At 68.8% G+C, this 25,866-nt stretch carries 25 protein-coding genes; 15 read left to right on the top strand and 10 right to left on the bottom strand.

The annotated features are described in order from the left end of the window. The first annotated feature begins 1 nt into the window (after position 1). Positions 2-718 carry an MgtC/SapB family protein gene (locus DA1_RS03830; protein ID WP_034390162.1) on the top strand — a complete coding sequence of 239 codons (717 nt, stop codon included), beginning with the start codon at positions 2-4 and terminating at the stop codon, positions 716-718. 7 nt (positions 719-725) lie between these two features. On the opposite strand, the gene ruvB is transcribed toward DA1_RS03830, so the two are convergent. Together ruvB and ruvA are read right to left on the bottom strand one after the other, a co-directional pair. Then, a complete protein-coding gene (gene ruvB, locus DA1_RS03825; protein WP_034390160.1) occupies positions 726-1,796 on the bottom strand; it encodes a Holliday junction branch migration DNA helicase RuvB in 1,071 nt (356 codons plus the stop codon). A 7-nt stretch (positions 1,797-1,803) separates the two neighbouring features. Next, a complete protein-coding gene (gene ruvA, locus DA1_RS03820) occupies positions 1,804-2,376 on the bottom strand; it encodes a Holliday junction branch migration protein RuvA (RefSeq protein WP_012203156.1) in 573 nt (190 codons plus the stop codon). 125 nt (positions 2,377-2,501) lie between these two features. Here ruvA and DA1_RS03815 point away from each other — a divergent pair, with 125 nt between their 5' ends. Next, on the top strand, positions 2,502-3,473 hold the full coding sequence (locus tag DA1_RS03815) for a PhoH family protein (RefSeq protein ID WP_034390158.1): 972 nt from the start codon (positions 2,502-2,504) through the stop codon (positions 3,471-3,473). A 76-nt stretch (positions 3,474-3,549) separates the two neighbouring features. After that, entirely contained in the window at positions 3,550-4,008 is a 459-nt protein-coding gene (ybeY, locus tag DA1_RS03810; protein WP_012203154.1) for an rRNA maturation RNase YbeY, read from the top strand. A 24-nt stretch (positions 4,009-4,032) separates the two neighbouring features. Here the strand turns inward: ybeY and acuI are convergent, their stop codons facing one another. The 3 genes from acuI to DA1_RS03795 are packed head-to-tail and all read right to left on the bottom strand — an operon-like array spanning position 4,033 to position 7,311. Then, on the bottom strand, positions 4,033-5,019 hold the full coding sequence (acuI, locus tag DA1_RS03805) for an acrylyl-CoA reductase (NADPH) (protein ID WP_012203153.1): 987 nt from the start codon (positions 5,017-5,019) through the stop codon (positions 4,033-4,035). Positions 5,020-5,060: 41 nt separating this feature from the next. Further along, on the bottom strand, positions 5,061-6,317 hold the full coding sequence (locus tag DA1_RS03800) for a CaiB/BaiF CoA transferase family protein (protein ID WP_034390156.1): 1,257 nt from the start codon (positions 6,315-6,317) through the stop codon (positions 5,061-5,063). 22 nt (positions 6,318-6,339) lie between these two features. After that, positions 6,340-7,311: a tripartite tricarboxylate transporter substrate binding protein gene (locus DA1_RS03795; RefSeq protein ID WP_013804299.1), complete on the bottom strand. Its 972-nt coding sequence runs from the start codon at positions 7,309-7,311 to the stop codon at positions 6,340-6,342. A gap of 118 nt (positions 7,312-7,429) precedes the next feature. Between DA1_RS03795 and DA1_RS03790 the strand changes: the two genes are divergently transcribed. Together DA1_RS03790 and DA1_RS03785 are read left to right on the top strand one after the other, a co-directional pair. Further along, positions 7,430-8,374, top strand: coding sequence for a LysR family transcriptional regulator (locus tag DA1_RS03790; protein ID WP_034390154.1), 945 nt, complete (start codon positions 7,430-7,432; stop codon positions 8,372-8,374). A gap of 190 nt (positions 8,375-8,564) precedes the next feature. Next, positions 8,565-9,323 carry a sulfite exporter TauE/SafE family protein gene (locus tag DA1_RS03785; RefSeq protein ID WP_012203149.1) on the top strand — a complete coding sequence of 253 codons (759 nt, stop codon included), beginning with the start codon at positions 8,565-8,567 and terminating at the stop codon, positions 9,321-9,323. A gap of 28 nt (positions 9,324-9,351) precedes the next feature. Here DA1_RS03785 and DA1_RS03780 read toward each other — a convergent pair whose 3' ends face one another. Further along, positions 9,352-9,714: an Arc family DNA-binding protein gene (locus tag DA1_RS03780; protein ID WP_080736989.1), complete on the bottom strand. Its 363-nt coding sequence runs from the start codon at positions 9,712-9,714 to the stop codon at positions 9,352-9,354. A 127-nt stretch (positions 9,715-9,841) separates the two neighbouring features. Here DA1_RS03780 and DA1_RS03775 point away from each other — a divergent pair, with 127 nt between their 5' ends. Beyond that, a complete protein-coding gene (locus DA1_RS03775; RefSeq protein WP_034390151.1) occupies positions 9,842-10,237 on the top strand; it encodes a hypothetical protein in 396 nt (131 codons plus the stop codon). A 126-nt stretch (positions 10,238-10,363) separates the two neighbouring features. On the opposite strand, the gene DA1_RS03770 is transcribed toward DA1_RS03775, so the two are convergent. The 3 genes from DA1_RS03770 to DA1_RS03760 all read right to left on the bottom strand — a co-directional run bounded on the left by DA1_RS03770 (position 10,364) and on the right by DA1_RS03760 (position 13,731). Beyond that, positions 10,364-12,139, bottom strand: coding sequence for a dipeptidase (locus DA1_RS03770; RefSeq protein ID WP_034390148.1), 1,776 nt, complete (start codon positions 12,137-12,139; stop codon positions 10,364-10,366). A gap of 132 nt (positions 12,140-12,271) precedes the next feature. Further along, entirely contained in the window at positions 12,272-12,742 is a 471-nt protein-coding gene (gene dtd / locus DA1_RS03765) for a D-aminoacyl-tRNA deacylase (RefSeq protein WP_034390145.1), read from the bottom strand. After that, positions 12,739-13,731, bottom strand: a complete 993-nt coding sequence (locus DA1_RS03760; RefSeq protein WP_034390143.1) for a cation diffusion facilitator family transporter — start codon at positions 13,729-13,731, stop codon at positions 12,739-12,741. The genes dtd and DA1_RS03760 overlap by 4 nt, the downstream gene beginning before the upstream one ends. A gap of 73 nt (positions 13,732-13,804) precedes the next feature. Between DA1_RS03760 and DA1_RS03755 the strand changes: the two genes are divergently transcribed. The 6 genes from DA1_RS03755 (at position 13,805) to DA1_RS03730 (ending at position 21,757) form a co-directional block, all read left to right on the top strand. Next, positions 13,805-15,373 carry a sensor histidine kinase gene (locus tag DA1_RS03755; protein ID WP_034390142.1) on the top strand — a complete coding sequence of 523 codons (1,569 nt, stop codon included), beginning with the start codon at positions 13,805-13,807 and terminating at the stop codon, positions 15,371-15,373. Further along, on the top strand, positions 15,370-16,011 hold the full coding sequence (locus DA1_RS03750; protein ID WP_013804314.1) for a response regulator transcription factor: 642 nt from the start codon (positions 15,370-15,372) through the stop codon (positions 16,009-16,011). The genes DA1_RS03755 and DA1_RS03750 overlap by 4 nt, the downstream gene beginning before the upstream one ends. 160 nt (positions 16,012-16,171) lie before the next feature. Continuing rightward, on the top strand, positions 16,172-16,675 hold the full coding sequence (locus DA1_RS03745; RefSeq protein ID WP_174549362.1) for a GlcG/HbpS family heme-binding protein: 504 nt from the start codon (positions 16,172-16,174) through the stop codon (positions 16,673-16,675). 172 nt (positions 16,676-16,847) lie between these two features. Then, positions 16,848-18,926, top strand: a complete 2,079-nt coding sequence (locus DA1_RS03740) for a putative bifunctional diguanylate cyclase/phosphodiesterase (protein ID WP_034390137.1) — start codon at positions 16,848-16,850, stop codon at positions 18,924-18,926. A 3-nt stretch (positions 18,927-18,929) separates the two neighbouring features. Next, positions 18,930-20,426, top strand: a complete 1,497-nt coding sequence (locus DA1_RS03735) for an AMP nucleosidase (protein ID WP_034390135.1) — start codon at positions 18,930-18,932, stop codon at positions 20,424-20,426. A 62-nt stretch (positions 20,427-20,488) separates the two neighbouring features. Beyond that, positions 20,489-21,757 carry a GGDEF domain-containing protein gene (locus DA1_RS03730; RefSeq protein ID WP_034390134.1) on the top strand — a complete coding sequence of 423 codons (1,269 nt, stop codon included), beginning with the start codon at positions 20,489-20,491 and terminating at the stop codon, positions 21,755-21,757. On the opposite strand, the gene DA1_RS03725 is transcribed toward DA1_RS03730, so the two are convergent. Continuing rightward, on the bottom strand, positions 21,754-23,346 hold the full coding sequence (locus DA1_RS03725) for a GMC family oxidoreductase (protein WP_034390133.1): 1,593 nt from the start codon (positions 23,344-23,346) through the stop codon (positions 21,754-21,756). The two genes, DA1_RS03730 and DA1_RS03725, sit on opposite strands and share 4 nt — an antisense overlap. Before the next feature lie 156 nt (positions 23,347-23,502). Between DA1_RS03725 and DA1_RS03720 the strand changes: the two genes are divergently transcribed. The 3 genes from DA1_RS03720 to DA1_RS03710 all read left to right on the top strand — a co-directional run bounded on the left by DA1_RS03720 (position 23,503) and on the right by DA1_RS03710 (position 25,826). Continuing rightward, positions 23,503-24,351: a 3-hydroxybutyryl-CoA dehydrogenase gene (locus tag DA1_RS03720; protein WP_012203129.1), complete on the top strand. Its 849-nt coding sequence runs from the start codon at positions 23,503-23,505 to the stop codon at positions 24,349-24,351. Positions 24,352-24,449: 98 nt separating this feature from the next. Continuing rightward, positions 24,450-25,265 carry a crotonase/enoyl-CoA hydratase family protein gene (locus tag DA1_RS03715; protein WP_012203128.1) on the top strand — a complete coding sequence of 272 codons (816 nt, stop codon included), beginning with the start codon at positions 24,450-24,452 and terminating at the stop codon, positions 25,263-25,265. A 93-nt stretch (positions 25,266-25,358) separates the two neighbouring features. Continuing rightward, positions 25,359-25,826: a MarR family winged helix-turn-helix transcriptional regulator gene (locus DA1_RS03710; RefSeq protein ID WP_034390132.1), complete on the top strand. Its 468-nt coding sequence runs from the start codon at positions 25,359-25,361 to the stop codon at positions 25,824-25,826. The last annotated feature ends 40 nt before the right edge of the window (positions 25,827-25,866 follow it).

The following is a 25,866-nucleotide window of genomic DNA, read 5'->3' as shown; positions in this document are numbered from 1 at the left end:
CATGCAGGCCCTGCAGAACCTCAACCCCGGCGCCATGCTGGACACCTTCGTCAGCCTGACCACGGCCTTCGTGTTCGGCGCCCTCATCGGCCTGGAGCGCCAGGTGCGCCAGCGCACGGCGGGGCTGCGCACCAACACCCTGGTCGCCGTGGGCGCGGCCGTCTTCGTGGACCTGGCCGTGCGCCTGGGCGGGGCCGAGGGCGCCACGCGCGTGGTGGCCTACGTGGTCTCGGGCGTGGGCTTCCTGGGCGCGGGCGCCATCATGAAGGAAGGGGCCAACATCACCGGGCTGAACACGGCGGCCACGCTGTGGGGCTCGGCCGCCGTGGGCGCCTGCGCGGGCGCCAGCCTGGTGGCCGAGGCGGGCCTGGCCACGCTGTTCGTGCTGGCCAGCAATACGTTGCTGCGCCCCGTGGTCAACCGCATCAACCGCCGCCCGGTGGATGACGAATCCACGGAGTCGACCTACTACGTCTACGCCATCTGCCACCGCGGCGCCCAGGGCGATGTGCGCGAGCAGATGCTGGAGCTGCTGGAGAACGCCAGCTACCCCGTGCGCGGCTTGGAAACCCATGCCTTCGGCCCGCAGGACACGGAGATCGAGGCCATGCTCTACGCCACCTCGGTGGACTCCGACGAGCTCGACCGCGTGATCGCCGCCATCGAGGCCCTGCCCGGCGTGCTGCAGGCCTTCTGGAACGCCGGCACGGAGGAATGAGCCGTCGTCAGCTGGCGTCGTCGCCCGGCACGGGAAGGCCCAGGTGGCGGTACGCCGCCTGGGTCGCCATGCGCCCGCGCGGCGTGCGCTGCAAAAAGCCCTGCTGGATCAGGTAGGGCTCGATCACATCCTCGATGGTGCCCGCTTCCTCGCCGATGCTGGCCGCGATGTTGTCCAGGCCCACGGGGCCGCCGTCGAAGCGGTGCACCACGGCCTCCAGCAGCTTGCGGTCCATGATGTCGAAGCCCTGGGGATCGACATCGAGCATGGCCAGCGCACGGTCGGCCAGCTCGCGCGTGATGCTGCCGTCGCCGCGCACATCGGCATAGTCGCGCACGCGGCGCAGCAGGCGGTTGGCAATGCGTGGCGTGCCGCGCGAGCGGCGCGCGATCTCGAAGGCGCCCTCGTCATCGATGGGCGCGTTCAACAGGCCTGCACTGCGCCGCACGATGCGCGCCAGCTCCTCGGCCGTATAGAACTCCAGCCGCGCCACGATGCCGAAGCGGTCGCGCAGCGGGTTGGTCAGCATGCCCGCGCGCGTGGTGGCGCCCACCAGCGTGAACGGCTGCAGGTCCAGCTTGATGGAGCGCGCCGCCGGCCCCTCGCCGATCATGATGTCGATCTGGTAGTCCTCCAGCGCCGGGTAGAGGATTTCCTCGACCACGGGCGACAGGCGGTGGATCTCGTCGATGAACAGCACATCGTTGGCTTCGAGGTTGGTCAGCAGCGCCGCCAGGTCCTTGGGCTTTTCCAGCACGGGGCCGCTGGTCTGGCGCAGGTTCACGCCCAGCTCGGCCGCGATGATGTGCGACAGCGTGGTCTTGCCCAGGCCCGGCGGGCCGAACAGCAGCACATGGTCCAGCGCCTCATTGCGCTTTCGGGCCGCGCCGATGAAGATCTCCAGCTGCTCGCGCGCCTTGGCCTGGCCCACGTACTCCTGCAGCAGCTTGGGGCGCAGGGCGCGCTCCATGGCCTCTTCCCCGCGCGAGACCGGTGCTGCCGAGATCATGCGCGGCTTTTCCGGGGCCTTGTCGGGCGCGAAACCGCCCTGCCCGAAATCGTCGGTATGGATGCTCATGCGCCGCTCACTTGGCCAGCGCCTTCAGCGCCAGCTTGATGCCTTCGGTCACGCCCACGTCGGGCGGCAGCTTCTTGAGCGCGGCGGCCGCATCCTTGTCGGAATAGCCCAGCGCCATCAGCGCCTGCACGATGTCGTTCTGGTCGTTGTTCACGAACAGCGACTGCGCGCCCGTATCGGCGCCGATCTTGCCCTTGAGCTCCAGCAGCAGGCGCTCGGCCGTCTTCTTGCCGATGCCCGGCACCTTGACCAGGCGGCCCACCTCCTGCAGCGTCACGGCCTGGGCCAGGTCCTCCACGCTCATGCCGCTGAGCACCGACAGCGCCATGCGCGGGCCGATGCCGGTGATCTTGATCAGCTCGCGGAACGCCTGGCGCTCGCTGTGCGTGCCAAAGCCGTACAGAAGCTGCGCATCCTCGCGCACCACGAAGTGCGTCAGCAGGCTGACCTTGGCCCCACTGGCGGGCAGGTTGTAGAAGGTGCTCATGGGCACCTGCACCTCGTAGCCCACGCCGCCGCAGTCCACCAGCACCTCGGGCGGGTTTTTTTCCAGCAGCGTTCCTGTCAATTTGCCTATCATTGGTGTCCTTTGCCGCCCCAGGGGCGGCTTTTCATGCCCGTCCGCAACCGAACGCCGGCCCATTCACAGGGTATGGCACCACGCCCTCGCGCTGGCCGCCGCCCGGAATCTCTGGAATTATCCGCGTGATCCTGCGCCACACCTTCACACCCCACGACAACAACCGGTTGAGCCACGTCTGCGGCCCGGCCGACGCGCACCTGCGCACCATCGAGATCGCAATGGGCGTCAAGATCGCCCACCGCCACGAGCAATTCAAGATCGACGGCCCCAAGGCCAAGGCCAACGACGCACTGGAGCTGCTGCAGGCCCTCTACGAGATGGCCGACGACCCTATCCTGGACGACTCCCTGCAACTGATGCTGGCCGGTGACACCGAACTCATCGAGCAGCCCCAGGACGCCATCCAGCTGTCCACGCGCCGCCCCGACCTGCGCGCGCGCACGGCCAACCAGTCGGCCTACCTGGAGAACATCGCCCGCCACGACATCACCTTCGGCATCGGCCCGGCCGGCACCGGCAAGACCTACCTGGCCGTGGCCTGCGCCGTGGACGCGCTGGAGCGCAGCGCCGTGCAGCGCATCGTGCTCACGCGCCCCGCAGTGGAGGCAGGCGAGCGCCTGGGCTTCCTGCCCGGCGACCTCACGCAGAAGGTCGACCCCTACCTGCGCCCGCTGTACGACGCGCTCTACGACCTCATGGGCTACGAGAAGGTGCAAAAGGCCTTCGAGCGCAATGTGCTGGAGATCGCGCCGCTGGCCTTCATGCGCGGGCGCACGCTGAACAACGCCTTCGTCATCCTGGACGAGGCGCAGAACACCACGCCCGAGCAGATGAAGATGTTCCTCACGCGCATCGGCTTCGGCGCCCGCGCCGTGGTCACGGGCGACGTCAGCCAGATCGACCTGCCCAAGGGCGCCCTGAGCGGCCTGATCGATGCCGAGCGCGTCTTGAAGCGCGTCAAGGGCATCGCCATCAACCACTTCACCAGCGCCGACGTGGTGCGCCACCCGCTGGTGGCCCGCATCGTGGACGCCTACGACGCACGCGGCCAGGCCCCTGCGCGCCGTGCCGCACCGCGCCTTGCAGCGCCTTGATCCCGACAGCCACAGCAGACGCCCGCACACGGGCGCTCCAAAGCACACGCCCAAGCTCACGCCCACGCCTCCTCCCATGTCCCTGAACCAACTGCAACTGTCCCTGCAATTCGCGCGCTTTGCCGAGGCGCCCGTCCACCGCGCCGTGCTGTCCCGCAGCAAGGTCACGCGCTGGATACGCCATGCCCTGGCCGTCGATGCCGAGATCACCGTGCGCATCGTCGACGCCGAGGAAGGCCAGCAGCTCAACCGCGAGTACCGGCAGAAGGACTACGCCACCAACGTCCTGACCTTCGACTACCAGCAGGAGCCCACCGCCATGGCCGACCTGGTGCTGTGCGCCCCCGTGGTCGAGCGCGAGGCGCGCGAGCAGAACAAGACACTGGAGGAGCACTACGCCCACCTGCTGGTGCATGGCACGCTGCATGCCCAGGGCTGGGACCATGAAACCAGCGAGCAGGACGCCGAGGAAATGGAAGCCTACGAGACCGAGATCATGGTCGAGCTGGGCTTTGCCGACCCCTACGCCAAGTAGGCGGCACCAGAGCCCACGCGGGCCTCAGCGCGCCGTATCGATGACGACCCGGCCGCGCACCTGGCCGGCAAGCAGCCGGGGCGCCAGCGCAACCGCATCGGCCAGGCCCGCCTCTTCGGTATTGCGCTCCAACACCTCGCGCGGCAGTTCGGCAGCCAGCCGCGCCCAGGCCTGCTCGCGCCGCGCCTGCGGCGCATAGACGCTGTCGATGCCCAGCAGCGACACGCCGCGCAGAATGAACGGTGCCACGGAAGCCGGCAGGTCCAGCCCCTGGGCCAGCCCGCAGGCCGCCACGCAGCCGCCGTAGCGCAGGCTGGCGCACACATTGGCCAGCGTATGGCTGCCCACGCTGTCCACGGCCGCCGCCCAGACCTCCTTTTGCAGCGGCTTGCCGGGCGCATCCAGGCTGCTGCGCTCCACGATCCGCGCCGCGCCCAGCGCCTTCAGGTGCTCGGCCTGTTCGGGCCGCCCGGTGCCGGCATGCACCTCGAAACCCAGGCGCGACAGCAGGGCCACGGCAATGCTGCCCACGCCGCCGTTGGCCCCCGTCACCAGCACCGGGCCGCTGGAAGGCGTGATGCCATGCGCCTGCAGCGCCATCACGCACAGCATGGCCGTATAGCCGGCCGTGCCTATGGCCATGGCATCCCGTGCGCTGAAGGCCTCGGGCCGGCGGATCAGCCAGTCGCCGTTCACGCGCGCCTGCTGGGCGAGCCCGCCCCAGTGGGTCTCGCCCACGCCCCAGCCGTTGAGCAGCACGGCATCGCCGGGCTGGAAACGCGCGTCCTCGCTGTCCAGCACCGTGCCGGCCAGGTCGATGCCCGGCACCATGGGGAACTGGCGCACCACGGGCGAACGCCCCGTGATGGCCAGTGCATCCTTGTAGTTGAGCGTGGAATGCGAGACGGCCACGCGCACCGCGCCGGCGGGCAGGCTGGCTTCGTCCAGTTCCACACACTCGGCACGGGTTTCACGCGGTACGGGTTGGGTCAGCAGCAAGGCTTTGAACATGGGGTCTCCAGCAAGGCAGTGGCAAAGGAATCCACAGGCAATCAGGACTGCGGCGCGCCCAGCACGCCGCTGCGGCACAGGCGGGCGATGGCCTCGTCCGCCATCCCCAGCTCCCGCAGCAGCGCGAGATTGCCATCGCCCAGGACGGGGGCCGGCGCACCCGGCAGGGGCTCGGCATCCATCCACCGGAACCCCAGTCCCGGAGTGTCCACCGCAGCGCCGCCGGCGCCATAGCTCACAGGTGACACGGTGCCGGCGGCGCGGGCCTCGCCCAGGAATTCGCCCAGGCGCCGCACCCTGGCCGCAGGCACGCCCACGGCGTTGAGCCGGGCTTCCATGTCCCGAGCACTGCGTGCGGCGAAGGCCTCGGCCAGACATGCCTGCAGCCGCTGCAGCGCGGACGCATCGCGCGCGGCGACAAAGCCGCCCTCGGGCGCGTTGAAGGCATCGAGGTCCAGCAGCGTGGCGTCCTCGCACAGGGCATCGAGCTCCAGCACGCTTGCGAGCCTGCGGAACTGCTGCGGCGTATTGGCGGCCGTGGACAGCCAGCCGTCGGCGCACCGGTAGGTGTCGGCCGCCGGGCTCCCCGTATAGCCCCGGTTGCCCACGCGCCGTGGCTCCACGCCATGGGTGAGATAGGTACAGGCATGCGGGTACATCAGCATCAGCGAGGCCTGCAGCATGGAGGCATCGATGTGCTGGCTGCGCCGCTCGCCAGGCGCCCGGGCGTTGCGCTGGTGCAGGGCCGCCGTGACCGACAGCGCCCCCAGCATGCCCACCGCCACGTCGATCACGGGAAAGCCCACCTTCACGGGCGGCGCTTCCTCGTCGCCCCCCGCCATCATCATCATGCCCGTGAGCGCCTGCACCACATGGTCATAGGCGCCCCGCCCGGCCCACTCGCCCTGCTGGCCAAAGCCCGAGATGGAGCAGTACACCACGTCGGGACGCACCGCCCGGATGTCCTCGTAGCCCAGGCCGTGGCGCGCCACCACGCCGGGGCGGAAGTTCTCGATGAACACATCGGCCGTGCGCGCCAGGGCACGCACGATGTCCGCGCCCTCGGGCTGGCGGATGTCCACCGACAGCGAACGCTTTCCCGCATTGAGCGCCACGAAGCCCGAAGGCATGCCGCCCCCGGGCTCGCCGGGCGCCCGGCTGTTGCGCATGACCTCGCCACGCGTGGGCTCGACCTTGATGACCTCGGCCCCGAGCTGGGCCAGGTAGTGCGAGGCCAGCGGCCCCGCGATCACATGCGACATGTCGATGACGCGCACTCCTTGCAGCGGCTTGTCCATACCCGTCTTGCCTTTCCCTGGTTCAACTGTTGGCGGTGATGCCGGCCAGCTCGATGATGGCGGCCCACTTGCGGTTCTCGCTGCGCACGAAATCGGCGAAGGCCTGCGGCGAAGCGCTGGCCGTGGCCTCGTTGCCGACAGCCTCGAACGAGGCGCGCAGTGCTGGCTGGGCGGCGGCCTGGCGCACGGCGGCGTGCAGGCGCTCGACCACGGCAGGGGGTGTCCTGGCCGGAGCCCACAGCCCGAACCAGGACTCCTGCACTGCCAGCTCGCTGCCCAGCACCTCCTGCAGCGTGGGCACCTCGGGCAGCTGCGCCAGGCGCTTGCGGCTGGTCACCGCCAGGGCCCGCAGCTTGCCGCCCTGCACCTGGGGAATGCCGGTGCCCGCCACCGGAAACGCATACTGCGTATCGCCGCGGATCAGCGATGCCGCAATCTCCACCGATCCCTTGAGCGGTATGTGCGTGACCTGCAGGCCCGCCAGCGAGGCCAGCGTGGCGCCCGCCAGATGGGCCGAAGTGCCTATGCCGCCCGAGCCGTAGTTGGCCTGCGCCGGCTGGGCCTTCAGCCCCGCGATCAGCTCCCGGGCCGTGCGCCAGGGCGCATCGGCACGCACCACCAGCACCGTGGGCGACGAGGCCAGGTTGCTGACGGGCGTGAAGTCGCCGATGGGGTCGAAGCGCAGGCCCGGTTGCAGCAGCTTCTGGATCAGGTGGGTGTTGGAGCCCATCAGGCAGGTGTAGCCATCGGCGGGCTGCTGCGCCACATACTGCGCGGCCAGCACGCCGGCCGCACCCACCTTGTTCTCGATCACGATGGACTGCCCCAGGATCTCCCCCAGCACCGGGCCGGCCTGGCGCAATTGCACATCAGGCCCCCCGCCCGCCGCATACGGGGAAATCACCCGCACCGGCCGGCTCGGAAAATCGCTGGCCCGCACCAGCGGAAGCGCGGCAGCCGCCAGGCTGCCTGCCAGAAAGACGCGTCTGTCCATGGTCCTGTCTCCTTGTCGCTTGTCGTCGTGGGGTCACGATAGAACGGCAGGCCCATTTCCAATAGTGATATGTTTGGATGGATGGCAAACCTCCGGTAATCACTCCACCCCCGGGAACATGCACGACTTCGACCCGCAACGCCTGCTGTCGCGGCTGCGCTTCAAGCACCTGCAGCTCCTGCTGGCCCTGCACCAGGGAGGCAGCCTGCGTGCCGCCGCCGGCCTCATGCATTTGACCCAGCCCGCGCTGAGCAAGGCCCTGGGCGAAATCGAGGCGGCCTTCGGCGTGACGCTGTTCCTGCGCAATGCGCGCGGGCTCGAACCCACGGCCCAGGGCGAGATCGCCATCCGCGGCGCGGCCATGCTGCTGGCCGAGCTGCGCCATCTGGGCAGCGAGACCGCCCAGCAACCCGCCATCACCTTGCTGCGCATCGGCACCCCGCCCTTCGTGGCACAGGGCTACCTGCCCGGCGTACTGGCGGACCTGGCCGCACAGCAGCCCCATGTGCGTGTACAGCTCAAGGAAGAACGCGTGCCTTTGCTTGTGCAATGCCTGCTGGACGGCCAGCTCGATGCCCTCATCACCAGCTACCCCACCGAACTGCCCGAGGCTGCAGGCCAGCCGCTGCGCTACGAAAAACTGTTCGACACCGGCTTCACCGTCATCGCCCCGCCGGACCACCCTGCAGGCCACGCTCGCAGCAACCGCTGGGAGGAGCTGGCGCGCCAGCGATGGATCCTGCCCACGCGCAGCTCCATGCTGCGCCGCATGATGGAAGAGGTGTTCCGCCGCGAAGGCGTGATCGCGCCCACGCCCGTCATCGAATCCACCAGCCCCTTCACCAACCTGCAACTGGTCCGGGCCGGCCTGGGGCTCAGCGCCGTGCCCGACTCCACGCTACAGGCCTCGCCCCGGTCGCTGGGGGTGCGCAGGGTGCATGTCACACCCGCCATCTCCATGGGCCCCGTGGCGCTGATCTACCGCAGCGCCGTCGCCAACCCACGCGTCGCCCTGCTGCGCGCCACGCTGGGCCTGCCCGGCCCGGGGGTGGAGCCGCCCTAGTCGCCAGGCGGCCACCACGCCAGCGCGATCCTGTCCTTTTGCGCAAAGCAGCCCTGACCCCGCCGCCATGCCGGTGCGACAGCCCGCCCGATGGTCCGGCACTAAGATCGGCCTCGACCTATAACACCGGCCTGGCCGCGCAAGGCCACGGCGGCCTGCCGATGCCCGGCTCCAGGAGGAGACAACACCCATGTGGGACATCGCACTGCTCATGAGCGCCGCCTTCGTGGCCGGCGCGCTCAATGCCGTTGCAGGAGGCGGCAGCTTCCTCACCCTGCCCGCCCTGGTCTTCACCGGCGTGCCGCCCGTGGCCGCCAACGCCACTGGCACCGTCGCCCTGCTGCCCGGCTACATGGCCGGTGCCTGGGGCTTTCGCCAGGACATGGAGCCGCCGCCCGGCCTGGGCATGCGCGGCGTCATCGTGCTGTCACTCATCGGCGGCTCTCTGGGCGCGGCCCTGCTGCTGGTCACGCCCGACCACCTGTTCCGCAAGGTCGTCCCCTGGCTGCTGCTGGCCGCCACCGCCATGTTCGCCTTCGCGCCCCAGCTCAGGCGCATGGCATCACGCGGCAGCGCCGAGCATGCCGCCCATGCATCGCCCCTGAAGGCCGGCGCCGGCATGCTGGCCGTGGCCATCTACGGCGGCTACTTCAACGGCGGCCTGGGCATCCTGCTGCTGGCCCTGTTCGGCCTGCTGGGCCAGACAAGGCTGCACGCCATGAACGGCATGAAGAACCTGGTCTCCGCCCTGCTCACGGCCATTGCCGTCGCCATCTATGCGGCCGGCGGCGTCGTGCAGTGGGAGCAGGCCCTGGTCATGATGATTGCCGCCACCGCAGGCGGCTACGGCGGCGCCCGCCTGGCGCGCCGCATCCCGCCCGAATGGCTGCGCGCAGGCATCGTGCTGACGGGGCTGGTGATGGCGGGGGTGTTTTTCTGGAGGCAGTGAGGCGGGGTTTTTGAAGAAGGGCCGCTGCTCAGGCCTTCCTTGGCCGCTGCCTATTCTTTGGCGGCTGTGCATCCACCGGTGCCGTCTCAGCAGACACCAATGGCATTGCACGCAGGCTTTCAGCAACCCTGCGTGCGACGTCCTCTTTCCATGACTCATCCTGGGTCAGCGTCAAAACGGCCACATCCGCAAGCGACGCCGCCATCGCGGACCGAACGGCCACATCCTGTCCAAAGTCTGCTTTGGCACCGGTTGCGTCAAGGCTGCTCTCCAGCCTCGCAATGATTTCTGCGTTCACGCTGCGATTGTTGTTCTTGGCAACGAGGGTGAGCTTTTCACGCAGCTCCACAGGCATACGCAACGGGTAGGACGGCACTTGCTTGTCAGTCATCCGCCAGATTCTGGACATCAGAAAGATTCATGACAAAGAATCTATTTGACATCAAACAATCAAAAATATCTAATAGATTCAGAGTGGCTCGCCACGCACCAATACCGAATCGGGAGGAGTTACCGACATGGATGCCGCGTCCAAGCAGTCGCACCTAGTAGACACCGCTGCCTGGCCAACCATGCAGCAAATGATCGCCCTGTCCATTGCCCGCGCAGAGATGGGGCTGGTTGCCCTGATCGAAACACGCTGTGCCGACATGGACTGGCATGACGCGGATGTAGAGGTGGACCTGGCCGCAGACCTGGCGCTGAACCACATCCGGCAAATTCGGCACAAGGTATTCGAGGACGCCAGCGAATTCGACAACGAGTGGTACCTCGCCCGCGCAGCCATCGCCCTGGCCGCCCAGGCCTTCAACCGGCCACAGAGCCTCTACGCCCGGCACCTGAAACTGCTCTTGCAACTGTTTGATGAAGCACCGTCCTTTGTGGAATACGCGGAGCATGGTCCGGAAGGTTGAATGCAGGCAGGCCTGTGCCGCATCCAGGGCAGTCGGCTTTCATGTGTCGAATGACTGGGCGGAAGTGGATGAAAAAAAGCGCCTTGCTTTCACAAGGCGCTTTCGCATTTCAATAGCCGGAGAGTGTCACTGCATCTGCTTCAGATTCCCGATGCGCACCAGCATTTCCGTGAACATCTGCATGTCGGCGCGCAGGTCGGGCAGCTCCTTGTATTCGAGCGCGTTGTGCGCCGTGTACTTCTTGCCGGGCATGGCGGGGCCGAAGTTGATGGCGTTGGGCATGAGCTTGGCCGTGGTGCTGCCGGCCGTGGGCACGGGCTTGGCGTCCAGGCCCGTGGTGTCGCCGAAGATGTTGAGCAGGGTGGACAGCCAGGCGCCCTTGGGGTCGCGCGCCATCCAGTTGCCCTGGGTGTATTGCAGGGTCAGGGGGACCTTGGCGGCCGCGCTCCAGCGGGTGATGCGTTGCTCGACTTCGGTGCGCAGTTGCTCGGGCGTCTTGCCGCGCGGCATGCGCACGTTGGTGGTGACTTCCAGCTTGCCGTCTGCCGCCTTGATGAGGTTGGGCGACAGGGTCAGCGGGCCCATGAAGTCGTCGGCATAGGCAACGCCCAGTTGCTTGCCGAAGTAGTCGAGGCCAAAGGCGCCGTTGATGTAGCGCAGGGCGTTGCTGTAGGCATTGGGCTGGACCAGGGCCACGCCATCGGTGGGCATGAGCACCTGCTGCAGGAACAGCGTCAGGCGCGGCACGGGGTTGACGCCTTCCTCAGGGCGCGAGCCGTGGGCCGAGGTGCCCGTGACCTTGACGGTGGCTGCGGTGCCGCTGCGCTGGATGTCGATGGTGAACGGCCCGCCCTGCCCTGCATAGCTGGTGGTGAAGTCACCCTTGGCCGCCTGCAGGCGCGCGGCGATGGCTTCGATGGCGGCTTCGTCGCCGGCCGTTATGGTGGCGGTGGCGGTCTGGGCAATGGCGTTGGCCGATGCGGCGCCGGCCATGGCGGTGATGGCGGGCTGGGCGGGATCGGCCTTCACGTCGTCAAACACGGCCTTGAGCGCGCCCGAGCCTTTTTCCGCGACGACGGCTGGGTACTTGCTGTCCAGCACGATGTTGTAAGCGGGCAGCGTGGTCTTGCCCTGGTAGTACTTCATGGCATCGCCGCCGGTTTCCTCGGTGGTCTCGATCATGAGGCGAATGCCGCGCGACAGGGGCAGGCCGCTGTCCTTGACGGCCTTCATGGCGAACAGCACGGTGGCGATGGAGCCCTTGTCGTCGATGGTGCCGCGCCCGTAGAGCTTGTCGCCCACGCGCGTGACCTTGAAGGGGTCGATGGCCTGGCCGTCCAGCACCCATTCGGCGGGGACGACGGGGACGACGTCTGCATGGGTGAGGATGCCGAATTCATCGGTGCCCGAGTTCGAGGCACTCGCGGCGTTCGCAGGCAGGGTGACTTCGAAGATGCGGTTGTCCACGTTGCGGTACTGCAGGCCGAAGTCCCTGGCCATCTGCTGCACCAGTTCGCCGAAAGCCAGGATGGCCGGGCTTTCATGGGGCGGCACCTTGGCATCGCGCACGGTGGGCAGGGCGACCATGCGCTCGATGCTGGCGAGCACGGCCTGCTCCTGCGTGAGCCGCGTGTACAGGCCCAGCAGGCGGGCGATGTGGTCGAGGTCCTCTCCCGCAAGCGCCTGGCCTGCCGCATGTCGCTGCACGGCCTGGGCGATGACAGGCTGCGCGGCCGCGGCCTGCTTCAGGAAGCTGGCGAAGTCGGTGGGTGCCGGCTGGGCCTGGGCCAGCGCGTCCAGCGCGGGCTTCCTGAGGGTGTCGGCGCCGGCCGCGCCGCTCCACGCCAGGGCCATGCTCATGGCAAGGGCCAGGGTGGAGGCTTTGAACGGATGGTTCTTCATGGTCGTCGGTCTGTCGATGAATGCTGAGGCCGCAAGAATACGGGCTTTGCAGCCCTTTTCCGGCCAGGACGTGCTCGCAGATCGCGCCAGAATCCGCCCCAGAACAGCAGGTCTGCAGCAGGTCTGCGGCAGCTAAGCGGCTGCGGCTGGGGGGATCGACAGCGGAATGGTCACGGGCCCGTCGTTGAGCAGGTGCACCTGCATGTCGGCGCCGAAGCGGCCCGTGGCCACGTCGGGATGCAGGGCGCGCGCCCGCTGGACGATGTAGTCGTACAGGCGCTCGCCCTCGGCCGGTGGCGCCGCGCGCGTGAAGCTGGGGCGGTTGCCGCCGCCGGTGTCGGCCGCCAGCGTGAACTGGCTGACGATGAGCAGGCCCCCGCAGGCGCCCTGCCCGTCCAGGTCCTGCACGCTGCGGTTCATCTTGCCCGCGTCGTCGGCAAAGATGCGCAGCTTGAGCATCTTGGCCAGCAGCTTGTCGGCCTCGGCCTCGGTGTCGCCGCGCTCTGCGCAGACCAGGGCCAGCAGGCCGGGGCCTATGCTGCCGGCGACCTGGCCGTCGATTTCCACGCGCGCCTGTTTCACGCGCTGCAGGATGCTGATCATTGTTCGGGGTTCGGGTTCTTGTCGGTGGATGGGGAAGGAGTGTCCGCCTGGCCTGCCGCCTCGATAGCGGCTTCCATGGCGGTCTGCATGCCCAGGGGCAGCAGCTCGATGCGCGCATACAGGCCGGGCACGGCCTGCAGCAGTTCGGCCTCGATCTCGGTGCGCAGCCGCGCGGCGCGGGCCACGCTCCAGTCGCCGGGCACATGCATGTGCAGATCGGCAAAGCTGCGCTCGCCGGCACGCCGGCTGGAGATGTTGTCGAAGACCACGCCATGCTCGCGGTGCGCATGGCGGTCCAGCACGGTGTCGATGCGCAGGCGCTCGGGCGCGTCCAGCGCCTGGTCCATCAGGCCCTGGGACGACTGCCAGACCAGTTGCGCGCCCTGCACGCAGATGTTGATCGCAACCCCTATGGCCACGGCCGCGTCCAGCCACAGCCAGCCTGTGAGCGCTGCGCCCATCAGGCCGATGACGACGCCGGCCGAGGTCCAGACATCGGTGAGCAGGTGGCGGGCATCCCCCTCCAGCGCCATGGAGCGGTGCTGGCGCGCCGAGCGCAGCATGGCCACGGCCAGCAGCCCGTTGAGGGCGGAGCTGACCACGGACAGCGCCAGGCCCCAGCCCAATTGCTCCAGCGGCTGCGGGTTCCACAGCCGCGCCAGCGCCGCCCAGGCGATGGCCAGGCTGGCACCGATGACCAGGATGCCCTCGAAGCCCGCAGAGAAGTACTCGGCCTTGTGGTGGCCATAGGGATGGTCGGTGTCCGCCGGCCGCTTGGCGATGGTGACCATGGTCAGCGCGAACACGGCACCGGCCAGGTTGACGAAGGATTCGAGCGCGTCCGACAGCAGGCCCACCGAGCCCGTGAGCCACCAGGCCAGGGTCTTGAGCACGATGGTCAGCAGCGCCACGACGACCGAGATGCGCAGCAGGCTGTGCGGCGCCATCCAGTCGGGTGCGTTGGCGGTAGATGGAGTGGACTCGGCCATGCTGCGCTGCGATAGGTGGGGGTGCTGCGGATTAGACCACTGCCTGCGCGGGCCGCATGCCAGAATCCGCGCCATGAATGGATGGCAGCGAACAGCGGGGTGGGTGCTGGCCTGGGCCGTGGCCGCAGGCTGCGGCGCGGCCTGGCTGGCGCACGCTCGCCTGCAGTCGCTGCGCGAGGTCTTCGATACCGATGCCCGCATTGCCCACCGGCTGCTGAGCCAGCGCATGGTGCAGCACGATGCCATCCTGGGCACGCTGGCGCTGCTGCAGCCGCGCCAGCCCGCGCCCGACCAGGCCTCGTGGAAGCAGTTGCCGCGCCTGTATCCGCAGGTGCTGGATGTGGCGCGCCGCTCGGCCGCCGCAGGCGAGTCCTGGCCCGCGCCCTGGCCGCACGGCATGGCCGAGGCCGAGCGCCGCTCCCAGGCCAGCGGCCATGCCGAACTGGCCCTGGCCGATCTCGCCCGGGGCCGCCTGTACCTGGTGCAGGCCGGGCTGCCGGCCAGCTATGCATTGCTGCTGGATCTGCGCTCCATCATTCCCGCCGACGAATGGCCCATGCCACCGGCCACCAGCCCGGTGCGCGCCTGGCTGGCCCTGGGCGGGCAGGAATTCCTGATCCAGCCAGGCAGCACCGGCTCGCCAGGCTGGAACACATGGTCCTGGGAGGTGAGCAAGACCCTGGCCTCGCCCAGCCAGCCGCTGGTGCTGTACCTGCGCCAGCCGCTGGACGCCTCGGTGCTGCCCTGGACGGCCATGCTGGGCTGGGCCCTGGGCTGCGCGCTGGCCGTGGCAGCGCTGCGCGCCCTGCTGCGCCAGCGCGTGGCCCGCCGCCGCGCCGAGCAGTTGCTGCAGCTGGGCCAGGTGGCTCGGCTCAATACGCTGGGCGAACTGGCCGCCGGCATGGCGCATGAGCTGAACCAGCCGCTGACGGCCGTGCTGTCCAACAGCCAGGCCGCGCGCCGCCTGCTGGCCGAGGACCCGCCCGAGATGGACGCCGCCCGCCAGGCCATGACGCAGGCGGCCGAGCAGGCCAAGCGCGCGTCCGCCGTGGTAGGACGGCTGCGCCGCCTGGTGGAGCAACCGGGGCTTGCGCCCCAGGCCGAGCCGCTGGATCTGAACCAGGCCGTTGCCGAAGCGCTTTATCTGCTGGAGCCCGAGCTGCGGCGCCGCCAGGTCCAGGTCAAGGTGCAGATGAAAGTGCAGGCCGCCGATCTGCCCGCCGCCCAGGCCGACCCCGTGGCCGTGCAGCAGATACTGCACAACCTGCTGGTCAATGCGCTGCAGACCATGGACGAGCAGCCGCCCGCAACACGCCATCTGCGGGTGGAACTGGAACGACGCGACAACCGCCTGCTGGTGGCGGTGCAGGACAGCGGACCCGGCGTGGCGCCCGAGATGCGCCAGCGCCTGTTCACCCCATTTGCCACGGGCCGCGCCCAGGGGCTGGGCCTGGGCCTGACGTTGAGCCAGAGCCTGGCCGAATCCATGAGCGGCAGCCTGGAGCTGGCCGCCTCGGGACCGGGCAGCGGAGCCCGCTTCGAGCTGCTGCTGCCTGCGGCGTGCGCCAGTGCATGCGCCAATGCATCCACGGCACGCGCCGCCCCCACCGCATCCACACCACCACCACCACCGAACCCATGACCGCCGCGCCTGCCCAAGACCTGTCCCCGCTGATCCATCTGGTCGATGACGACGAGGCCGTGCGCGACAGCCTGGCCCTGCTGATCGGCACCGTGGGCCTGCGTGTGCAGTGCTGGGCCGATCCGCTGGCCTTTCTCGAAGGGCTGGACCGCCAGGGCATAGGCGCCATCGTGATGGACGTGCGCATGCCCGGCATCGGCGGACTGGCCCTGCTGGGCCGGCTGGTGGAGCAGGGCGTGGACCAGCCCGTGATCATGCTCACCGGCCATGGCACGGTGGACATGTGCCGGCGCGCCTTCAAGGCCGGCGCGGCCGAGTTCCTGGAAAAGCCCGTGGACGACGAAGTGCTGATCGACGCGCTGCAAGGCGCCGTGCGCCAGCATGTGCAGTCGCGCGAACGCCAGCAGGCCGACCGCGATGCGCAGCAGCGCTTCGCCCAGCTCTCGGCACGCGAGCGCGAGGTGCTGGCGCTGATCGTGCAGGGCCTGACCAACAAGGAGATAGGCCGCAGCCTGGAGCTGTCGCCACGCACGGTGGAAACGCACCGTGCCAACCTCTTCGCCAAGCTGGAGGCGCCCAGCCTGGCCCAGCTCATACGCCGCTACGCCAGCCTGGCGGACACGGCGGCAGGCGCCTGAAGCGCCACCTCCTCGCCCAGCAGCGCGCCTGGCTTCTCCGTATTTCTACGCAGCGCCGCGCGTAACCGTCCGAATGGTGCGCGGCGGCGGCATTTTCTACAGTGCGTGCATGCCGTCCGGGCTTGTGGCCCGGGCCGTACTGACCCCCAAGGAGAAGACCATGCAACGCCACGCCACCAAGCTTGCCACCCTCGCTGCCCTGACCCTGGGCCTGATCGCCACCGCCGCCCAGGCCGAGGCCGTGCGCACGGAAAAGAACATGTCGCTGGAGCTGGCCAACCAGATCGCCGCACGCAGCGTGGCCGCCTGCGCCGCCGACGGCTATGCCGTCACCGCCACCGTGGTGGACCGTGCCGGCACCGTGCGCGCCGTGCAGCGCGCCGACAACGCGGGCCCCCACACGCTGGAGGCCAGCCGCCTGAAGGCCTACACGGCCGCATCGGCCAAGAACAGCACGCTGGCCATCATGGAAGGCGCGCAGAAGAACCCCGGCGCCGCCAACCTGGTGAACATTCCCGGCTACCTGCTGCTGGGCGGCGGCCTGCCGGTGAAGGTGGGCAACGAGGTGATCGGCGCCGTGGGCATCGGCGGCGCGCCCGGCGGCCACCTGGACGACAAGTGCGCCCAGACTGCACTGGGCCAGGTGCAGGACCTGCTCAAGTAAAGAAGCCGCGCCGCACGTGATGCGGCGCTGCAAAAAAAAGACAGGCCGCCATGGCGGCCCCCGATGCCCGACAGCCGCACGCGCTCCCACGCGTCAGCGGCCGCTCACCCTCGCACAAGAGCGCTATCAAAATCTCGGCGATTCCGCTATAAATCCCCAGCGAGGGGGACGCATGCCAGAGAACATCGATGCGCAAGACACGGGGCCCGACGATGCGCTGTTGCGGCTGATAGCAGATACGGCTCCGGCCATGCTGGCCTACTTCGATGCGCGCACGCTGCGCTGCCGCTTCGCCAACATCAACTACGCACGCAATTTCGGATTGACGCCCGCCGAGGCGGTCGGCAAGACCGTGCGCGAGATCGTGGGCGAAGCCGTGTGGCAGCTCATCGCCGAGCATGTGGAGCGCGGCCTGCGCGGCGAACATGTGCGCTACGAGCGCGAGGTGCCACAGCCGGATGGACCGCCTCGCCATATCGAATCGCTGCTGATGCCGCACTTCGAGCACGGGCAGCTGCAGGGCGCCGTGGTGCAGATCACCGACGTGAGCCACCACCACCATGTGGCGCAGAAGGTGCGCGACAGCGAAGAGCGCATGCGCAAGTTCACCGAGGTCACGACCGAGGCCATCGTCATGCACCGCGATGGCCTGATCATCGACGGCAACGAGGCCCTGTCCCGCCTGGCCGGCTACACGCTGGACGAGCTGACCGGCCGCCCCATCCTCGACTACATCTGCCCCGAATTCCGCCTCTACGCACTGCAGTACATGCGCAGCGGCCGCGAGGACCGCTTCGACGGCGCCATCCAGCACAAGGACGGCCACCGCATCCCCGTGGAGATCGAGGCCAAGACCATGCCGGCAGAGGGCGGGCCCTACCGCATCGTGCTGGTGCGCGACATCACGCTGCGCCAGCTGGCGCAGGAGCGCATGGACTTCCTGGCCCAGCACGACCAGCTCACCCAGCTGCCCAACCGCGTGCGCCTGATCCAGATGCTGCGCCAGGCGCTGTCGCTGGCTTCGGTCAAGCAGCGCACGCTGGCCGTGCTCCTCATCGACCTGGACCATTTCAAAACCATCAACGACTCGCTGGGCCACCAGGCCGGCGACCTGCTGCTGTGCGAGGTCGCCCAGCGCCTGCGCGGCAGCGTGCGCGCCCATGATCTGGTGGCGCGCGTGGGCGGCGACGAATTCGTGGTCGTGCTCACCGACGACCCCGATCCGCAGGAAACCGAGACACAGGCCAGCCACCTGCAGCGCATCATCGAGGCGCCCTGCGCCATCGATGGCACGCCGCTGGTGATCTCGCCGTGCATGGGCATCGCCATGTACCCCGGCGACGGGAAAAACGCCGAAGAGCTGCTCAACCGCGCCGAAAGCGCCATGCACATGGCCAAGGACAGCGGCCGCCGCAACCTGCAGTTCTATGCACCCGCACAGGACGGCCAGGCCACCCAGGCCCAGATGCTGATGCAGGAGCAGCAGCTGCGCGGCGCGCTGGAGCGCGGCGAGTTCGAGCTGTACTACCAGCCCCAGACCTTCACGGCCGATGGCCGGCTAGCGGGCTTCGAGGCCCTGGTGCGCTGGCGCCACCCGCAGCGCGGCCTGGTGCTGCCCGGCGAGTTCATCGGCTTTGCCGAGGCGCGCGGCCTGATCTCGGCCATAGACCACTGGGTGCTGCGCGAGGCCTGCCGCCAGGCGCGCCAGTGGCAGGACGAGGGCCTGGCGCCGGTGCCGCTGTCCGTGAACCTCTCGGCGTTGGAATTCCGCCAGCGCGACATGGCGCGCGAGGTGGCACAGGTGCTGGAGGAAACGGGGCTGGAGGCGCGCTGGCTGCACATCGAGCTGACCGAGTCCACGCTGATGCACACCAGCGGGCAGGTGCAGGACACCTTGCAGGCGCTGCAGGCCCTGGGCGTGGGCCTGGCCATCGACGACTTCGGCACCGGCTACTCCTCGCTGGCCTACCTGCGCCGCCACCCGATCAACCAGCTCAAGATAGACCGCTCCTTCATCGCCGACGTCCCCGATAGCGAGGACGACACGGCCATCGTCACCGCCATCGTGCAGATGGGCCACAGCCTGCACCTGGACATCGTGGCGGAAGGCGTGGAAACACCTGCCCAATTGGCGCTTTTGCGCGAGCTGGGCTGCGGCATGATGCAGGGATACCTTGTGGCGCCGCCCCTGCCGGCCGAGAGGGCGCGCGCCTGGCAATTGCACAACAGTCATCCAGTCCAACGACAATAGCCCATGGTTTTGCTTCACAACCCCTCGCAGGCCTCCAGGGCCGCAGCCACCTTGCACACCGACCCCCAGCGGGCCCTGGAGCACGTACAGCAGATCTACCGGGAGCAGATAGAGCACCTTCGCTCGAACATGCAGCGCTTCGTCTCCGGCGAAACCCCGGCCGCTCCCGTCCACGCCTACTACCCCTTCGTTCGCATGCACACGAGCACCGTGTCGCGCGCCGACACGCAGCTGGCCTACGGCTTCGTCGAGGGCCCGGGCACGCATGAGGCCACGCTCACGCGGCCCGACCTGTTCTCGCGCTACTACGCCGAGCAGTTCCGCCTGCTGATCAAGAGCCACGGCGTGCCGCTGGAGGTGGGCCTGAGCGACAAGCCCATTCCCATCCACTTCTCGTTCGCCGAGAACGACCACATCGAGGGAACGCTCACGCGCGAGCGGCGCCAGCTGATGCGCGATGTGTTCGACCTGCCCGACCTCGAAGCCATGGACGACGGCATTGCCAACGGCACCTGGCGCCCGCATCCCGGCGAGGCCCTGCCGCTGTCCCTGTTCACCGCCCCGCGCGTGGACTACTCGCTGCACCGCCTGCGCCACTACACGGGCACCCAGCCCGAGTGGTTCCAGAACTTCGTGCTGTTCACCAACTACCAGTTCTACATCGACGAATTCATCCGCCTGGGCCACGCAGAAATGGCCAGGGAAGACAGCGAATACGTGGCCTTCATCGAGCCCGGCAACGTGGTCACGCGCCGCACCGGACTGCCGGCCCAGCCCAATGACGAGCTGGGCACGCCGCCGCCGCGCCTGCCGCAGATGCCGGCCTACCACCTGGTGCGCGCCGACCACAGCGGCATCACCATGGTCAACATCGGCGTGGGTCCGGCCAATGCCAAGACCATCACCGACCACATAGCCGTGCTGCGCCCGCACGCCTGGATGATGCTGGGCCACTGCGCGGGCCTGCGCAACAGCCAGCAACTGGGCGACTACGTGCTGGCCCACGCCTATGTGCGCGAGGACCATGTGCTGGACGAGGAACTGCCGCTGTGGGTGCCCATTCCCGCGCTGGCCGAAATCCAGCTGGCACTGCAGCAGGCCGTGGCCGACGTCACGCAGATGGACGGCCCCGACCTCAAGCGCATCATGCGCACCGGCACCGTGGCCAGCACCGACAACCGCAACTGGGAACTGCTGCCCAACAACCTGCCCCAGCTGCGCTTCAGCCAGAGCCGCGCCGTGGCGCTGGACATGGAAAGCGCCACCATCGCGGCCAACGGCTTCCGCTTCCGCGTGCCCTATGGAACGCTGCTGTGCGTGTCCGACAAGCCGCTGCACGGCGAGATCAAGCTGCCCGGCATGGCCAACCACTTCTACCGCGAGCGCGTGGACCAGCATCTGCGCATCGGCATGCGCGCCATCGACATCCTGCGCGAAGGCGGCACCCAGCGCCTGCACAGCCGCAAGCTGCGCAGCTTCGCGGAGGTGGCGTTCCAGTAGCGCCCCGCCACCGGCCACCTCCTGCCTCGGGCCACGCTTCGCACCGCCATCCAGGGACGCACATGCCATCCACGCTGCCCACCCTGGACTTTTTCTCCATGACCGCCGTCGTGGCCATCAACATGATGGCCATGTCGGCCGCCCTGCCGCTGGCCATGGGGCGGCGCGTCAGCGGTGCGGCGCGCCATGCGCAGCACTTCTTCCTGATGCAGGCCCTGGCCTGGACCCTCATCCTGATCGCCAGCCGCCTGCCCCACGGCCTGATGGGACGTGACCTGCTGTCGCTGGGCGCGGCGGCGTTGGCCGCCACCGCCCAGTGGCAGATGGCGCGCGCCCTGCGTGAATGGCTGGGGCCGCGCCCGATGCTGCTGGAACGCGGCCTGATCGCGCTGTGCGTGCTGGGGCCGCTGGGCTTTGCGCTGCTGCTGCCCCAGGCGGCCCTGCGCACCGGCTGGTTCAGCGCCGTCCATGGCCTGTGCCTGATGGCGCTGGCCGGCCTGTGCCTGGACCCACAGCGGCCCGTGGCGCGCAGCTGGCGCTACCTGATGTGCGGCGTGGCCGCCTTCATGGGGCTGATGCTGTTCGTGCGCAGCTACCTGGCCCTGGCCACACCCTTCCTGCCCAGCTTCACCGCGGACAGCGGCGCCAACCAGATCTTCGCCCTGCTGACCACGCTGAGCAGCACGCTGCTCATGGTGGCCGTGCTCGTGGCCTGGCGCGACGAGACCAGCCAGCAACTGCGCGACCTGGCCTTGCAGGACATGCTCACCGGGCTGCCCAACCGCCGCGCCCTGCTGGAGCGCGCACCCGCCATGCTGGCCCATGCCCAGCGCCACCGCCAGGCCCTGGCCCTGGTGATGCTGGACCTGGACCACTTCAAGCATGTCAACGACGAGCACGGCCACGCCGTGGGCGACCAGACGCTGTGCCTGTTCGCCCGCCTGCTGCAGCAGCAGCTGCGCAGCGACGAAATCGCCGCGCGCTGGGGCGGCGAAGAGTTCTGTCTGCTGCTCTACACCACGGACGATGGCGTGGACACCCTGTGCACCCGCCTGCAGTCCGCGCTGCTGCAGGCCTCGCGCAAGGTGCTGGGCTTCGAAGTGCGCTTCAGCGCCGGCTGCGCCCACGCACCCCAGGCCTGGAACGGCCTGTGCCTGGAGCTGATGCTGGCCCCCGCAGACGCCGCCCTCTACGCCGCCAAGCGCCGCGGGCGCGACTGCTGGACGCAGGTGCGGCTGAGTCCGGTGGCCGCGTCCGAGGAGCAGGGGCCGCAGCCGTCGGCCTCCATCCCGGAGCAGGCCATGGCGCACGGGCGCACGCCAGGCACCTAGAGGGCTCCCCCGCGGATCATGTCCACGGCCTTCTCCGCGATCATCACCGTGGGCGCATTGGTGTTGCCGCTGACGATGCGCGGCATGACCGAGGCATCGACCACGCGCAGGCCCTTGATGCCGTAGACACGCAGCTGCGCATCGACCACGTCCATGGGCCCCGGCCCCATGCGGCAGCTGCCCACGGGATGGTAGATGGTGTCGGCATGGCTGCGAATGAAGGCCTCGATGCCCGCATCGTCCTGCGCGCTGGCCGAGGCCGGCATCTCGCGCCCGCCCAGGGCCGCCAGCGCCGGCTGGGCCAGGATCTCGTGGGCGCGGCGCACGCCGTTCACCATGCGCCGCAGGTCCTGCGCGTCGGAGAAGAAGGCCGGGTCCACCAGCGGCAGGGCCAGCGGGTCGGCACTGGCCAGGCGCAGGCTGCCGCGGCTGGCCGGCTGCAGCACGCAGACATGCAGCGAATAGCCATGGCCCCAGACCGTCTTGCGCCCATGGTCCACCAGCTTGGCGACGACGAAGTGCAGTTGCAGATCGGGCGCAGGCTCGCCAGGGCTGCTGCGGATGAAGCCGCCCGCCTCGGCGAAGTTGGTGGTCAGCATGCCGCGCCGCTGGCTGCGCCATTGGCCCACGGCAGCCAGCAATCTGCGCGCACCGCCCAGTGACAGGCCGAAGCTGTCGGTCAGCTGCGCGCCATCGACCACCAGCACCACATCCGGGTGGTCATGCAGATGGGCGCCCACGCCGGGCAGATGGTGGACCACATCGATGCCCAGCGAACGCAGGTGATCGCCCGGCCCCACGCCAGACAGCATCAGCAGCTGCGGCGACAGCAGTGCGCCGCCGCAAAGCAGCACCTCGCGCCGGCAGTGCAGTTGCTGCACCGTACCGCCCTGCAGGTACTCCACGCCCACGGCGCGCCGGCGCTCGAACAGAATGCGCAGCACCTGCGCACCCGTTTCCACGCGCAGATTGGGCCTGGCACGGTGCGGCGCCAGATAGGCCTTGGCGACGTGGTGGCGCTCGCCGTTGCGCTGGGTGACCTGGTACAGGCCCACGCCCTCCTGCGCCTGGCCGTTGAAATCCGCGTTGTGCGCATGGCCGGCCTGCACGCCCGCCTGCACGAAGGCCCGGGACAACGGGTTGGGATCGCGCAGGTCGGCCACGTTCAGCGGCCCGCCCGCGCCATGCCAGGCATCGGCGCCGCGTTCGTTGTGTTCGGCGCGCAGGAAATAGGGCAACACCTCGCTCCAGCTCCAGCCCGGGTTGCCCTGGGCCGCCCAGTGGTCATAGTCGGCCGGCTGGCCGCGCACATAGACCATGGCGTTGACCGCGCTGGAGCCGCCCAGCACCTTGCCGCGCGGCTGGTGGCCACGCCGCCCGTCCAGGCCCGACTGGGGCACGGTGGACAGGCCCCAGCTGTGGCGCCCGCCCTTGGCCATGGCGGCCATGCCCGCCGGACAGTGGATGAGCACGCTGGAGTCGGCCGGCCCGGCCTCCAGCAGCGCCACCTGCGTCTCGGCATCCTCGCTGAGCCGCCCGGCCAGCACCGAGCCCGCCGATCCCCCTCCGATCACGATGAAATCCAGCATGTCTCCCCTCCCCTGCGGTGTAGCCATCCACTGTTGCAGTCGCCTGTGCGGCGCCGCAAGCCGGGGCAAACCCGGTGGATGCTCCGAATCCCGCTACGATCGCCGGATCACATTCACGTTCGCATTCACTTTGTTCGTTTGAGGAGACTGACAGTCATGGCAATTCAAACCGTAGGCATCATCGGCGCAGGCACCATGGGCAACGGCATCGCGCAGGCCTGCGCGGTATCGGGCATCGACGTGGTCATGGTGGACATCTCTGAGGCCGCCGTCCAGAAGGGCGTGGCCACCGTCTCGGGCAGCCTGGACCGCCTGATCAAGAAGGAAAAGCTGACCGAGGCAGAGAAGACCGCCGCCCTGGCCCGCATCAAGACATCGACCGACTACGCGGCACTGAAGGGCGCGCAACTGGTCATCGAGGCCGCCACCGAGAACTACGAGCTCAAGGTCAAGATCCTCAAGCAGCTGGACGCCCTGCTGGATGCCGACGTCATCGTCGCCACCAACACCTCGTCCATCTCCATCACCCAGCTGGCCGCCGTGACGGGCCGTGCCGACAAGTTCATCGGCATGCACTTCTTCAACCCCGTGCCCATGATGGCGCTGGTGGAGATCATCGTCGGCCTGCAGACCAGCGACGAGACGCACGCCACGGTCAAGGAACTGTCCGAGCGCCTGGGCAAGAGCCCCATCACCGTCAAGAACGCCCCCGGCTTCGTGGTCAACCGCATCCTGGTGCCCATGATCAACGAGGCCTTCTTCGTGCTGGCCGAAGGCCTGGCATCGGCCGAGGACATCGACGCCGGCATGAAGCTGGGCTGCAACCAGCCCATCGGCCCGCTGGCCCTGGCCGACATGATCGGCCTGGACGTGTGCCTGGCCGTGATGGAGGTCTACCTCAAGGAATTCGGCGACAGCAAGTACCGCGCCTGCCCCCTGCTCAAGGAAATGGTCGCCGCCGGCCGCCTGGGCCGCAAGACGGGCCGCGGCGTGTACAGCTACTGATACACGGCCTTTGCCTGCCGGCCCGCACGGGCCTGCCGTCTTCTGCGCGACTGCGCCCTCCAGCGGCCTGCTCTAAGGTCCATGCGCAGGAGACAACCATGGACATCAACACCCCCACCCCGCCGCCCGAAGGCTGCATCAGCTGCGAAGTGCGCGGCCATGTGCTGCTGATCGGGATCAACCGCCCCGCCAAGCGCAACGGCTGGACGCCGCCCATGTTCCAGCAGCTGGCCGAGGCCTATACGCGCCTGGACGACGATCCGGAGTTGCGCGTGGGCGTGCTGCATGCGTTTGGCAGCCATTTCACGGCGGGGCTGGACCTGCCGGTGATGGCGGAGTACTTGCGCTCGGGCAGGAAGGCCATCCCGCAAGGCCTGGTGGAGCCGCACGACTACGGCCTGGTCGGCTACCGGCGCCGCGCCAAGCCCATGGTGGTGGCGGTCAAGGGCATTTGCTTCACGGTGGGCATCGAGCTGATGCTGGGCGCCGACATCGTGGTCGCGGCCGATGACTGCCGCTTTTCCCAGCTGGAAGTGCAGCGCTGCATCATGCCCACGGGCGGCGCCACGCTGCGCATGGCCGAGCGTGCGGGCGTGGGCAATGCCATGCTGCACCTGCTCACGGCCGATGAGTTCGACAGCGCCGAGGCCTATCGCCTGAACTTCGTGCAGAAGGTGGTGCCGGCCGGTCAGGAACTGGCCGAGGCCCTGCGCATTGCCGAGCGCATTGCCGCCCAGGCCCCGCAGGCCGTGGTGGCCACGCGGCTCAATGTGCTCAAGGCCATCGAGCTGGGCCAGGCCGCCGCCGTGGCCGACTTCATTCCCGTGCAGCAGCGCCTGGCCAGCAGCGAGGATGCCGCCGAAGGCGTGCGCTCCTTCATCGAGAAACGCCCCGCGCGCTTCACGGGCCGATAGGCCTTTCTCGCCCTCCCGATCTTCCCCCTCCGATCTGGAGGGATTTCATCAATTAAGTTGTGCACAATTTAATTGACAGCAATAATTCAACCCATGCCACGCAACGCCCTGCCCACCAACACCCCCGAGCTTCTGCGCCTGGACAACCAGGTCTGCTTTGCGCTGTACTCGGCGTCGCTGGCCATGACCAAGCTCTACAAGCCCCTGCTCGACGGCATCGGCCTGACCTATCCGCAGTACCTGGTGATGCTGGTGCTGTGGGAGCGCGACGGCCTGACCGTGTCGGAGATCGGCGAGCAGCTGACCCTGGATTCGGGCACGCTGACGCCGCTGCTCAAGCGGCTCGAAGGCGCGAACCTGCTGGAGCGGGTGCGCGATGCGCAGGACGAGCGCCGCGTGCGCATCACGCTCACCCCGCAAGGCCGGGCACTGCGCGATGCGGCTGAAAAGATTCCCGCCTGCGTGCTGCAAAGCACGCAGTGCACGCTGCCCGAGTTGCAGGCGCTGACGCAGCAACTCGGCGCACTGCGCGAGCGGCTGGCGCCGCGCCGCAGCGACTGACAACGGATTGCCGATTTCCTCCACCCGTCCGCACAGCCGG

It is taken from the genome of Delftia acidovorans NBRC 14950, assembly GCF_001598795.1.
GTDB lineage: Bacteria > Pseudomonadota > Gammaproteobacteria > Burkholderiales > Burkholderiaceae_C > Comamonas > Comamonas acidovorans.
Note: the sequence above shows the minus strand (reverse complement) of the source record. Positions and strands in the feature narration are given on the sequence as shown.